This window comes from Streptomyces oceani, from assembly GCF_001751245.1.
GTDB classification, from domain to species: Bacteria; Actinomycetota; Actinomycetes; order Streptomycetales; family Streptomycetaceae; genus Streptomyces; species Streptomyces oceani.
Map to the genome: position 1 here is coordinate 578,132 of NZ_LJGU01000127.1, position 12,093 is coordinate 590,224.

Sequence of the window (12,093 nt, forward strand, 5' to 3'; positions counted from 1 at the left end):
GCGCCTCCACCACGGTGGGCCTGGACGCGCTCTGCGGACGGGCGGCCACCTGCGCGCGCGGCCCGGCGGCGGCGCGTGGCGCGGTCGGGCGTGGCAGTGACAACGCGACGATCACGCTGCCGTCCGGCAACTGGACGAAACCGCCTCCAGTCATGATCAACATCTCCCCCGTGGACCGGTGTCAGAAGAACCTTGTGCAGGCATCTATAACGCGATCGGCCGCTGCCCGCTAGGGGGCAGCGGCCGATCATGTTTTGACCTGCAACGATGCAAATCAGTTTGTGGAGGGTCCCACTCCGACGGTGATCGTCTTCCCGCTCGCGGGCTGTCGGAGGATGGAGATCCGCGTGTTGGTGTCCGGCACCTTCACCCCGGCGGTGGGGTTGTCCTCATCCCAGTACGTCCCCTTCCGGTCGTCGAACACCGGCTTCCCGAACTTCGGCATGACCTGCCGCGCCTCGCCGTCCTTGTGCAGCTTCATCCCGCCGGACGGGTACCAGCTGAAGGTCGAGTCGTACGCCTGCACCCGGTTGCGCATCAGGCTGTCGTCCTCCCAGCGCTCCGGCTCGGGATGCGCGTCGACCGGCAGCAGAAGGCCCTCACCAGGATGAACGCCGACGTTGTTGTCCTTCTGCGAGGTGTCCCAGAGCCAGATGAGCAGCCCGGTCTGGTAGCCGTACCGCTCCACCCAGTCAGGCTTCGTGGACGTCCAGCCGAAGTTGTACGGGCCGTGCGCGAGCGCCTTGTCGTACGACACGTGCTGGCGGTTCGCGGCGACGTAGAACTGCTCGTAGTCCTTGGTGAAGGACTCCTCGATGCGCGAGAAGCCGTCCTTCGTCCAGCCGTTGTCATCGGCCTCGGCGCCGTCCTCGAAGAGCTTCTCGCCGTCCGCCGTGATCGAGATGGCGTCCGCCGCGAAACCCTTCTGCGCCACTCCACCGTCCGTCAGATAGCGGAAGCGAATGTCGAACTTCTCGCCCGCGTAGTCGTCCAGGGGGAAGGAGAGGTCCCGGTAACTCTCCGAGGAGCCGTGCAGCGCGGGCCGGTCGCCACCGTCCCGAGGCAGCGGCTCGCCGTCCACCGTGCCGTCCAGTGGCACCCAACTGGCGCCGCCGTCCGTGGAGACCTCGGTGTAGAGGAAGTCGTAGTTCTCCTCGATGTCCCACCAGCCCTGGAGATCCAGCGTGGCACCGGACTTGCCGGTCAGGTCGACCGAGCGGGTGAGGGTGTTGCGCAGATCGTCGCCACTGCCGCTCCACCACTGCTTGGTGCCCTCGGCTGGCTTGGTGATGGTGGTGGTGACTCGCTTCTTCGGCAACTCAACGAGCAGCGCCTGCGGGTTCTTCGTCTGGTAGTTCTGATAGCCGAGCTTGTGCCGGGACTTGGTGGCCGCCTCGGCGGTCTCGTAGTCCAGCCAGCCCAACTGGAACTTGTCCCAGGCGCTCAGGTCACCGGCCGAGTCGCCGATGGCGTCCTTGCCCTTGTTCAGCCAGGAGCCGGAGGCCATCAGGGACCAGAAGCCCACCGAGTTCTCGCCCTTGCCCGAGGTGTCGTAGTGGTCGGGCAACCCGAGGTCGTGACCGTACTCGTGGGCGAAGACGCCGAGTCCGCCGTTCTCCGGCTGTGCGGTGTAGTCACCGACCCAGATGCCGGTGTTCCCGATCTCGGTGCCGCCGGCCTTGTTGTCCTCCGGTCCGGTGTGCCCCGCGTCGGTGCCGTAGGCGTACCAGCGGTGTGCCCAGATCGCGTTCTCGCCCTGCTCGCCTCCGCCGGCGGACTCGTCCTCGCCGGCGTGAATGAACTGGAAGTGGTCGATGTAGCCGTCCGGCTCGTTGAACTCGCCGTCCTCGTCGAAGTCGTAACGGTCCCACTTGTCGTACTCCGCCAGCAGCTTGGCGATCTCGGCGTCGCTCTTGCCGTCCGCCTTCTGCTCCTCCACCCAGACGGTCACACCGTCCCGGATGGCGTCCCAGACGGTGGGGCAGTTGGTGTCGCCGCAGTAGTTGGAGCCGTACCGGGCCTCGTTGTAGTCGACCTTGACCCAGTCGGAGACGGTGCCCTCGACGGAGTAGCGACCGGAGGACTGCTTCTCGTAGTAGCTCTTGAGCGAGTCCTCGGTGTCCTCGCCGAAGTACAGCTGCTCGAAGTGCTCCTTGCTGAAGTCCTTCTTCCAGTACGTCGAGTTGTCCTTCTCCCGGTCCGGCTTCTCGATCTCGTTGTGCGCGGGACCGGGCTTGCCGCCGTACTCGGGATCCACCTTGTCCCCGAACTCGACCAGGATCGTGAAGATCTTGTCGGTCTTCTCCCGGGCCAGTTCGACGTACTTGCCCTCGCCGAGCTTCATCACCTTGGAGCCGTCCCGCGACAGCGTCTTCGCGCCGTCCTGGTTGCCCTCGCCCGCTGCCAGCTTCTTCAACGCGGCCTGGCGTTCCGCGCGCTGTTTGGCGCTGAACGGTCCGTCGAGGTTGTCGGCGGACCCGCCGGCCTTCCCCTGCTGCGCCTGCCCGGCGTCGGCCCCGCGCGCGCCCTCCGCGGCCTTCGCGCCCTCCCCGGCCTGGGGGCCGGCTGTACTGGCAGGGCTGCCAGGGCTGCCAGGGCTGGCTGAGGGCTGCGGCTGCGCCTCCGCGGCCGTGACGGGCAGCAGCATCGCCGCTCCGAGCGCCGCGGCGGCCGTGGCCACCACCGCCGGTCTGGGTCTCCTGGATCTCCGTCTGTTCTTCACCTGTTGGTGTCTCCCTGCGAACGCGGTGACATGACGGGACGTATTCGACCGGAGTGACGCCGGAAAAGACAGACCTCTGTCGACTCGGACCACAACGATGTGGTTGCGCGCCCGTTTCTGCCTGAGTGCCGGTCAGTCATGCGCCCGTGCGCCCCCCGTGCAACCGTGGCGTGGCCCGCCTCACGCTTACGCCGCTACCGAGCGGGCAGTTCGCACCGTAGAGTCGTTCGACGGCACGCCGATTCAGGCCTCGCAGCGACTCCATATCCCGACAGCCTCCCCAGGACGGATTCCGCCATGCCGCGTCCGACCCCCGCTCAACTCGCCTATGGTTCGGTCACCGTCGTCTGCTCCACCCTCGCCCTGCTGTTGGTCACCGGCGCCACCTCCGGCCCGGCGGTGACGCTGATCGCCGTACTGTCGCTGGCCCTCGGACTGCTGGTCGCCGTACGCGCCCCGCTGACCCGTGCCGTACGCCCGCGGCGCGCCGGCCATTCCGTCACCGGAGCCGCTCCGGCAGCGCAGACAGCGCGAACGACGCCAGCCTCTCCGACGATCGCCGCCACGAGCGTCACGGCCGGCTCGGAGAGCGGTGCCACCGCCGACCGCCTCGTGCCGGTAGCCCACGGGCGCTGAGTCACCGCCTGGCGCCACGTCGACCCGAGGTCATCTCTCCGTCGCCGGCCCCCGCCAACGGTGCGGCGGGCGATCGGACCCTCATCGCGTCATGCCACGACCACCACGGTCCGCGCCGCCTTGTCGTGCAGGCACTGGCGAAACGGCTGGTCCCAGGTGCAGTAGAGCACGTTGATCAGCCAGAAGATCGACCCGAAGCACGGCACGAGCGTCGGCAGTTGATAGACCGCCGCTCTGCTCCAGGCGGGAGAGCCGGCCGGCACGGCACCGTCCTGGAGCATCGCGACCCGGATGTTCATCGCCATCTTCCCGACCGTCTGGCCCGACCTGGACAGCATCAGGCCCTCGTAGACGAAGTACACCAGGGTGTAGAGACCGCCCTGCCAGAAGGTGCCGTTGGTGTCGTCGTAGTCGAAGCCGACGGCCAGTCCCGCGATGATCCCCAGCGGGATGCCGATCAGCAGCGCGTCGATGATCCGGGCCAGCAGCCGCTTGCCCCGCGCCGCCAGCGGCGCCATACCGGCGAGCGGATCGCCCGGACCCGTCGCCGAGCCGTAGGGGTTCTGGCCGTACGGCGAACCACCGCCGTAGCCACCCGCGCTGGGACCGGGACCGTAATCCCCCGCGCCCGGACTGTTGTAGCCTCCCGCGCCAGGGGCGGGCGGTGGCGGCGGATCTCCGTAGGGTGAACCGGGCGGTGGTTGGCCCGGTGAGTCACGGGGTGGCGGTTTCCGGAACGGGTCGTTGTCCGGATCGTCGGTACTCATGGGACGAGTGGACCGCGCGCCCGTACGGGTCGCATCCCGCACCGTCCATCAGGGGGACGCGCGGCACCGGGCGGTCGGCGTACCACGCCGGGCCGTGCGGATCACCGCGGCGTGGCGGACGCCGGCACCGCCCCCGCGAAGCCCGCACGGCACGGCTCGTCACGGCACGGCTCCTCCGCCGCTAATCGCGCGCCAGGAACGTCCGCGCCAGCTTGTCGTGCCAACACTGACGCCAGGGACGGTCGAACAGACACCACGCCGCGTTCACCACGCCGACCGCCAACAGGGCCAGCACGCTGAACGCCAACCAGCGCGAGAGCGCGGCCGAGGTCTCCACGGTGTCCTGCTGCTCGATGTCGAGCACCCGCACCCCGAACAGCCTCTTGCCGAGCGTACGTCCCCAGCGCGCGGTCGGCAGCGCCTCGTAGAGCAGGCCGACGAGCAGGAAGACACCGATCACCAGGGCCAGGTAGCCGCCCGTCGTGCCGTCCACGAGCCAGACCTGCCGGGTCTCGCCGGCCAGTTCGGCGGCGTCGATCTGCTCCCGCACATGGTCGGTGGCCTTGCCCACGAAGGGGAACGCGACCGCACCGGTCACCCCGAACACCACCAGGGCGTCCACCAATCGGGCACCCAGCCGGCGGCCCAACCCGGCGGGGCGGGCCTGTTGTTGCGCCGCGCGCAGGAACGGGTCGGAGACCGGCGGGCGCCAGGGTGTGACCCCTTCCGGAGCGCCGGGGCCACCCGGCAGCGGCTGCTCGGCCGGGTCGGGCGCCTGCGCTTCCCACGGCGGACGCGCGGCCCCCTGCTGCTCGGGCGGGCCGGCGTACGGCGGCTGGCCGGACAGGGGCGGCTGGGTCCCTGCGCTCCGCGCCGTCTGGTCGCCGCCGCCGAGGAGCTCGGAACGCCGCAGCCCGACGGTGTGTTCGGGGCGTGCGGGCGGTGCGGAGTCACCGGGAGCGGGCTGCTGCCCGCCCCGCGGCAGCCGGAAGCCCACGGTCTGGTCCGCGTTCGGCGCCGAGGCGCCCGCCTCCGCTTGGCCCCGCGGCAGCCGGAAGCCCACGGTGTCCGACGCGCCCGGTGGCACGCCCCCCTGGGGGTTCTGGGGGTTCTGGGGGTTCTGGGGGCCGTAGGGGTTCGGAGAGCTGCCGGGAAGCTCCGGGTCCGGCTGGGGCCCACCTCCGCCCGGGTCTCCGGGGAGGGCGGACGCCAGGTTCGGCTGCCAGCTCAGGTCCGTGGTGCCGCCGTCCGGCGTGCCGGTGTCGTCGTCCGTACGGCCCCAGGAGCCGCCGCGCGGATCGGCGGCCCCGGCCGGGCCAGCGGGGCCAGCACCAGCGGCACCAGCGTCTGGCTGCCAGGCGTTTGCGGCCTGCGGACGGTCGCCGTGCAGCCGGCGTGGATCGTCCCAGTCGGCCACCGGCTCATGCGGCAGCATCTCTCCGCTGGGACGCTGTTCCGGGAGAGCGTCGCCCGAGTCGTGAGCTTCCCCCAGGGATTCGGGCTGCCCGGCGGCTGCTGGCCCCTCCGGGGAGCCGCCGGGGGCGCCCGCCTCTCCGGTGCCCCCGACCGTCGCGGAGGTCGGATACCTACCGCCTGAGCCGCCACCGCCACTGGCCCGACGGGGCGCTTCGGGGAAGGGTTCGCCCTCCCCCGGCTCGGGACGACTGGTGCCCGGCACCCAGGACAAGCCGTCCCAGTACCGGATGTACCCAGGAATCGAGGGATCGGGGTAGTACCCCGAACGGGGCGTTTCTCCGCTGCTACCAGTGGAGACCACTGTCGCCAACTCCCATCACCAACACCACACTTGTCCTGGCCGCCGGGCTGCTGTCCCGAGGACCCCGGCACACGTCCGCGAGCGCGCCGGACCCCGACGCTGTCCGGGCGGTGTACCGCGCGTCGTATCTGCCGGGGCGAGCGGACGCGCGCCTCCGACTTTCCAAGGAGGACAGTAGCGAAAAACGCCGGAGCAGGGTGAAGAGGCCGGCGCGAGACCGGAAGCGTGACCGGCACCGCACCCCGCGCGTTCGCTAGGTGGCGCTACGTCACGCGGTGCGCGCTTGCCGCGCGGGCCATGTGGCAGTCGGCCGGGGGAGGTCGGTGCGGGAGGACCAGCGCGGCGCACCGGATGCGTTGACCTGTGCGCGTACTCGCCGCGCTCACTCGGTCGGGCACGGGCACGGGCATGGGCACGGGCTCGGGGCGGGCTGCCCGGATTCGAGCCGCCACGGCGCGCGGGAAAACGGACGCCGAAACCGCGTAAGGATGTCCGCCGCGGGCCCTCTCTCCCGTGCGCCCCCGAGCACGGGGACGTACCGACGAGCAGTGAGGGACATGCCATGCACACCACGATCGAACGGGAGCTGGAGCTTCGACTGATGCTGTCGCCGGAGCGCGGCGTCCCGGTCCCGGCCCGGCTCAGCTACCGCACCGACGACCCGTACGCGGTGCACTTCACCTTCCATACCGGCTCGGAGATCCCCGTGCACTGGACGTTCTCCCGGGAGTTGTTGATCGAGGGGGTGTTCCGGCCTTGCGGCCACGGGGACGTACGGGTGTGGCCGGCCACCGTGAACGCGCACAACGTCCTGTGTGTGGCGCTGTCCTCACCGGACGGCGACGCGTTGCTGGAGGCACCGACGGTGACGGTCGCCGCCTGGTTGGAGCGCATCACGAGGCTCGTGCCGCCCGGTAGCGAGGCGGAGACGGTCGACTTCGACGAGGAGCTGGCCACGCTGCTCTCCGACGCTCCGGACGATGCTCACCCGGGTGCCGACTCCCGCGCGGAGGACGCGTCCCACGGGGCCCGTGAGGCTTCCGGAACCCGTGAGCCGCACAAGTCCCACGCACCCCCCGAACTGCTCAAGCCCCGGGAGGCGCGCAAGCCCCGCCGGTCGCCCCGCGAGGCGCGCAAGCCCCGCCGCTCGCCCAGGTCCCCGAGGCCGGACGAGCGGGACAGTTGAGTGGGCGGTTCGGGACGGCGACCGGCCGCCGCGCTCCGCGCGGGATCCGGCTCCCGGCTCATCCTTCCGCAGCGGCCGCCTGACGCACCAGCGGGACGACACGCAGCGGCACCGGGTTCTCCATCACGATGGCCGTCGAGGCGCGCACGATGCCCTCGAAGCCCACCACCCGGTCGATCACCCGCTGCAGGTCGGCGTTCGACCGGGCGACCAGCCGGCAGAGCATGTCGCCGTGCCCGGTGGTGGTGTGCAGCTCCAGCACCTCCGGGACACCGGCGAGGTGGGTGCGTACGTCCGCGCCCTGGCCCTGCTTGATCTCCAGGGTGGCGAAGGCGGTCACCGGATAACCCAGGGCCTTCGGGTCGACATCCGGTCCGAACCCGCGGATGACGCCCGTCGACTGGAGCCGGTCCAGTCGCGCCTGCACCGTCCCGCGGGCGACCCCGAGCCGCCGGGACGCCTCGAGCACCCCGATGCGCGGCTGCTCCGCCAGCAGCCGCAGCAGCCGCCCGTCCAGCTGATCGATCGCCATCTCGGGTCCCTCCGTCTGCTTTCATTGAGCATCCTGCACAGATAGACCATGATTATCGCGCTTCCGTCATGCATATTGCCCAGTACAAACGCAAACTATTGCGCACCTTGTGAATGGGCGGGAACCTTCGAACATGACTGAGACCACGCACACAACGCCCGACACCGCCCGGCAGGCCGACCCCTTCCCGGTGCACGGGATGGACGCGGTCGTCTTCGCCGTGGGCAACGCCAAACAGGCCGCGCACTACTACTCCACCGCTTTCGGCATGCGGCTGGTGGCCTACTCCGGACCGGAGAACGGCAGCCGGGAGACCGCCAGTTACGTTCTCGAGTCCGGGTCCGCCCGTTTCGTCTTCACCTCCGTCGTCAAGCCCGCCACCGAGCACGGGCGATTCCTCCAGCAGCATGTCGCCGCCCACGGGGACGGCGTCGTCGACCTCGCGATCGAGGTGCCGGACGTACGCGCCGCGTACGCCTACGCCACCGAGCACGGCGCGACGGGCCTGGAGAAGCCGCACGAGGCGCGGGACGAGCACGGCACGGTGCTGCTCGCCGCCATCGCCACTTACGGCGAGGTGCGGCACACCCTCGTCCAACGCGACGGTTACTCGGGCGCCTACCTGCCCGGCTTCGTGCCGGCCGCTCCGATCGTCGAACCGCCGCGCAAGCGCTTCTTCCAGGCCATCGACCACTGCGTGGGCAATGTCGAGCTGGGCAGGATGAACGAGTGGGTGGCCTTCTACAACAAGGTCCTGGGCTTCACCAACATGAAGGAGTTCGTCGGTGACGACATCGCCACCGAGTACTCCGCGCTGATGTCCAAGGTGGTCGCGGACGGCACCAAGAAGGTGAAGTTCCCGATCAACGAGCCGGCGCTGGGCAAGAAGAAGTCCCAGATCGACGAGTACCTGGAGTTCTACGGCGGCCCGGGCGTCCAGCACATGGCACTGGCCACGAACGACATCGTGGCCACCGTGCAGGCCATGCGCGCGGCCGGGGTGCAGTTCCTGGACGTGCCGGACTCGTACTACGACACGCTCGGCGAGTGGGTCGGCGAGACCCGGGTGCCGATCGACGTGCTCCGGGAGAACAAGATCCTCGCCGACCGGGACGAGGACGGCTACCTCCTGCAGATCTTCACCAAGCCGGTGCAGGACCGGCCCACCGTCTTCTTCGAGATGATCGAGCGGCACGGCTCGATGGGCTTCGGCAAGGGCAACTTCAAGGCCCTGTTCGAGGCGATCGAGCGGGAACAGGACGCCCGCGGCAACCTCTGACGGCCAACGGCCCGCCCCGCCCGCGTAGGCGCCGCCCGCACGCCCGGTCCCGCCGGCAGCGGCGGGTGGCGCGTACGTCCGTGGCCGGCTCCGTGGCCGGCTCCGTGGCCGACTCCGTGGCCGACTCCGTGGCCGACTCCGTGGCCGACTCCGTGGCCGACAAACACAGTCTGTTGCCCAGCGCCCCGTCGAGTGCAAAGCTGCCGGGATGAGCACGCTCCTCGAACAGCTTCGGGCCGGACTGCCCGCCGACGCCGTCGTCACCGACCCGGACGTACTGCGGTCGTACGCGCAGGACATGGCGGGCTTCTGCGAAGCCGGGGCGGCGGCGGTGCTCGTGCTCCCGCGCACTGTCGAGGAGGTGCGGCACACGATGCGCACCGCCACCGAGCTGCGGGTGCCGGTCGTTCCGCAGGGGGCGCGTACGGGCCTGTCCGGCGGCGCGACCGCCACCGAGGGCTGCATCGTGCTGTCCATGCTGCGGATGAACCAGATCCTGGAGATCGACCCGGTGGAGCGGATCGCCGTCGTGGAACCAGGGGTGGTCAACGCGACGCTGTCCCGCGCGGTGGGCGAGCACGGCCTGTTCTACCCGCCGGACCCCTCCAGTTGGGAGGAGTGCACCATCGGCGGGAACATCGGCACCGCCTCCGGCGGCCTGTGCTGTGTGAAGTACGGCGTGACCGCGGAGTACGTCCTGGGCCTGGACGTGGTGCTCGCCGACGGCCGACTGATGTCCACCGGCCGACGCACCGTCAAGGGCGTCGCCGGCTACGACCTGACCCGGCTGCTGGTCGGTTCCGAGGGCAGCCTGGGCATCGTCGTACGGGCCACGCTGGCGCTACGTCCCCAGCCGCCGCAGCAGCTCGTGGTGGCCGCCGAGTTCCCCACGATGGCGAGCGCCGGCGAGGCGGTCTGCCGGATCATGGAGCGGGGACACGCGCCCTCCCTGCTGGAGATCATGGACCGCACCACGCTGCGCGCGGTCAACGACATGGCGCGGATGGGCCTGCCGGAGTCCACCGAGGCGCTGCTGCTCGCGGCCTTCGACTCCCCCGAACCAGCGGGCGAGCTGGCGGCCGTGGGGGAGCTGTGCGCCGCCGCCGGGGCGAGCGAGGTGCTGCCCGCGGATGATCCGGCGGAGTCCGAGATGCTCTTGCAGGCCCGACGGTTGGCGCTGGTGGCGCTGGAGAAGGTGACCGGCACCACGCTGATCGACGACGTGTGCGTGCCACGCGGGCAGTTGGCGGCGATGCTGGACGGCGCCCAGGCCATCGGCGAGAAGTACGGCCTCACGGTGGGTTCCTGCGCGCACGCGGGGGACGGCAACACGCACCCGATCGTCTGCTTCGACCCGACCGACGAGGACGAGGCCCGGCGTGCCCGGGAGTCCTTCGACGAGATCATGGCCCTGGGCCTGGAGCTGGGCGGCACCATCACCGGCGAGCACGGGGTCGGGGTGCTGAAGAAGGAGTGGCTGGCTCGGGAGATCGGCCCGGTGGGGCTGGAGTTGCAGCGCGGCATCAAGCAGGTCTTCGACCCGTTGGGGCTGCTCAACCCCGGCAAGTTGTTCTGACGGTCACCCACGGCCCGTACGGCTTCAACAACTCGGCACCTCGCCGCCGTCCTTCAGCGCCTTCAGCGAGTCCACCGCCCCGTCCAGGGTGCTGACCGGCACCAGCCGCAGCCCGTCCGGCTTCTCGGACCGGGCGTCCGCGCACTCCGCCTCCGGCACCAGGAACACGGTCGCGCCGTCCCGCTTGGCCGCCTTGGTCTTCAGCGGCACCCCGCCCACCGGACCTACCTCGCCGTTCGCCTCGATGGTGCCGGTGCCCGCGATCGTACGGCCGCCGGTGAGGTCACCGCCGGCGCCGTCGCCGTCCAGCTTGTCGATGATGCCGAGGCTGAACAGCAGCCCCGCGCTGGGGCCGCCGACCTCGCTGAGTCGCAGCTTGACCCGTACCTCCGAGGGCGACATGCCCAGTTGGCGCAGTGCGGCACGAATCGCGACATGCTGGCTCTCGTCCATCTCCGCGCGGTTGTGCTCGCGCACCTCCTCGGGAGTGTCGCCGACCGGATAGACCGAGTCCCGGGGCATCACGGCGCGGTCGCTGGCGAACCAGTCGTCGACGACGTCCGTCAGGCGTACGTCGGCGTCCGGTGGGGTGGCGGCGATCGTCGTCATGAGCAACTCGCCCTTCGTCGGCCGGGCCCGCTCTCCGCCGGAGACCGTGATGACCCGCTTCCCGCCCGCCTTGCCCAGTACGTCCGCCGTGAGTCCGGGCTGTGCGACGGAGAACGGCAGGGGCGCGACAGCGGTGACCGCGAACAGCGCGAGCACCGGCAGCGCGCAGACGAGGAGCCTACGGCGGCGCGGGCTCAGCGAGCGCGGCGTGGGAAGCGGGGGCAGCGAGCGCATGGGGCGAATCTAGTTCACCGGTGTGCCACAACGACTCACCGGTGTGCCACTGCGCCTCACCGGTAGGTGGTGCCGGTGCACCGGACCCGTTCGCCGGGAGCCCGCTCAACTGAGCGCGTCAGCGACCTCCCGGGCCGCGGCCACCACCCGGGGACCCACCGTGTCGGGCACCGATTCGGCGAGCATCACCACACCGACGCTGCCCTCGATGCCGAGCACGCCGAGCAGGGGCGCCGCCGCGCCGCTGGCGCCGGCCTCCAGCTCGCTGTGCGTGAGCACATAGCCGGGGCCGAGGTCCTCGTCGGGCCCCCGGCCCGCCAGGATGGCGCGGCCGGCGGCGCCGCGGTCGAGGGCGTGCCGGAAGCCCGTACGGTACGCCACGTGGTAGTCCGTCCAGCTCGGCTCCACGACGGCCACCGCCAGCGCGTCGGCACCGTCGACAAGGGTGAGGTGGGCGGTGGCGCCGACGTCCTCGGCGAGCGAACGCAGCGAGGGCAGGGCCGCTTCCCGTACGAGCGGATGCACCTGCCGGCCCAGCCGCAGCACGCCCAGGCCCACCCGGGAGCGACCGCCGAGGTCCCGGCGCACCAGCGAGTGCTGTTCCAGGGTGGCCAACAGCCGGTAGACGACGGTGCGGTTCACGCCCAGCTTGCTGGACAGCTCGGTGACGGTCAGCCCGTGATCGGTCTCGGCGAGCAGCTTGAGGACCCGCAGTCCCCGGTCAAGCGTCTGCGAGGTCTCGGCGGTCACGCTTCTCCTCGGGTCAGCGGCGACG

9 protein-coding genes and 1 pseudogene are annotated in these 12,093 nt (G+C 70.8%); 4 read left to right on the top strand and 6 right to left on the bottom strand.

The genetic code is table 11. The features are described from left to right. Positions 1-274 precede the first annotated feature (274 nt). The gene (locus AN216_RS15720; RefSeq protein WP_420855741.1) at positions 275-2,722 is read right to left on the bottom strand and encodes an immune inhibitor A domain-containing protein; all 2,448 of its coding nucleotides are present in this window, start codon (positions 2,720-2,722) and stop codon (positions 275-277) included. A gap of 297 nt (positions 2,723-3,019) precedes the next feature. Here AN216_RS15720 and AN216_RS15725 point away from each other — a divergent pair, with 297 nt between their 5' ends. Beyond that, complete coding sequence (locus AN216_RS15725; protein ID WP_070197261.1) at positions 3,020-3,358, top strand: hypothetical protein; 339 nt, start codon at positions 3,020-3,022, stop codon at positions 3,356-3,358. An 89-nt stretch (positions 3,359-3,447) separates the two neighbouring features. Here the strand turns inward: AN216_RS15725 and AN216_RS15730 are convergent, their stop codons facing one another. After that, on the bottom strand, positions 3,448-4,125 hold the full coding sequence (locus AN216_RS15730) for an RDD family protein (protein WP_070197262.1): 678 nt from the start codon (positions 4,123-4,125) through the stop codon (positions 3,448-3,450). Between the two features lie 181 nt (positions 4,126-4,306). Continuing rightward, positions 4,307-5,902, bottom strand: a complete 1,596-nt coding sequence (locus AN216_RS15735) for an RDD family protein (protein WP_070197263.1) — start codon at positions 5,900-5,902, stop codon at positions 4,307-4,309. Positions 5,903-6,464: 562 nt separating this feature from the next. Between AN216_RS15735 and AN216_RS30250 the strand changes: the two are divergent. Beyond that, a pseudogene (locus tag AN216_RS30250) lies at positions 6,465-6,884 on the top strand (SsgA family sporulation/cell division regulator); the annotation flags it as partial. Between the two features lie 262 nt (positions 6,885-7,146). Here AN216_RS30250 and AN216_RS15745 read toward each other — a convergent pair. Beyond that, positions 7,147-7,620 (bottom strand): Lrp/AsnC family transcriptional regulator, encoded by a 474-nt coding sequence (locus tag AN216_RS15745; protein ID WP_070197264.1) that lies wholly within the window; start codon positions 7,618-7,620, stop codon positions 7,147-7,149. Between the two features lie 133 nt (positions 7,621-7,753). Between AN216_RS15745 and hppD the strand changes: the two genes are divergently transcribed. Further along, on the top strand, positions 7,754-8,899 hold the full coding sequence (gene hppD, locus AN216_RS15750) for a 4-hydroxyphenylpyruvate dioxygenase (RefSeq protein ID WP_070197265.1): 1,146 nt from the start codon (positions 7,754-7,756) through the stop codon (positions 8,897-8,899). A gap of 208 nt (positions 8,900-9,107) precedes the next feature. Continuing rightward, a complete protein-coding gene (locus AN216_RS15755) occupies positions 9,108-10,475 on the top strand; it encodes an FAD-binding oxidoreductase (protein ID WP_070197266.1) in 1,368 nt (455 codons plus the stop codon). Between the two features lie 24 nt (positions 10,476-10,499). On the opposite strand, the gene AN216_RS15760 is transcribed toward AN216_RS15755, so the two are convergent. Continuing rightward, complete coding sequence (locus AN216_RS15760; protein WP_070197267.1) at positions 10,500-11,318, bottom strand: S16 family serine protease; 819 nt, start codon at positions 11,316-11,318, stop codon at positions 10,500-10,502. A 105-nt stretch (positions 11,319-11,423) separates the two neighbouring features. After that, positions 11,424-12,068 carry an IclR family transcriptional regulator gene (locus tag AN216_RS15765; RefSeq protein WP_070197268.1) on the bottom strand — a complete coding sequence of 215 codons (645 nt, stop codon included), beginning with the start codon at positions 12,066-12,068 and terminating at the stop codon, positions 11,424-11,426. Positions 12,069-12,093 lie beyond the last annotated feature (25 nt).

Coding starts and splice junctions, on each gene's coding strand:
- AN216_RS15725 (WP_070197261.1), top strand. CDS start 3,020: ATGCCGCGTCCGACCCCCGCTCAACTCGCCTATGGTTCGGTCACCGTC.
- AN216_RS15730 (WP_070197262.1), bottom strand. CDS start 4,125: ATGAGTACCGACGATCCGGACAACGACCCGTTCCGGAAACCGCCACCC.
- AN216_RS15745 (WP_070197264.1), bottom strand. CDS start 7,620: ATGGCGATCGATCAGCTGGACGGGCGGCTGCTGCGGCTGCTGGCGGAG.
- hppD (WP_070197265.1), top strand. CDS start 7,754: ATGACTGAGACCACGCACACAACGCCCGACACCGCCCGGCAGGCCGAC.
- AN216_RS15755 (WP_070197266.1), top strand. CDS start 9,108: ATGAGCACGCTCCTCGAACAGCTTCGGGCCGGACTGCCCGCCGACGCC.
- AN216_RS15760 (WP_070197267.1), bottom strand. CDS start 11,318: ATGCGCTCGCTGCCCCCGCTTCCCACGCCGCGCTCGCTGAGCCCGCGC.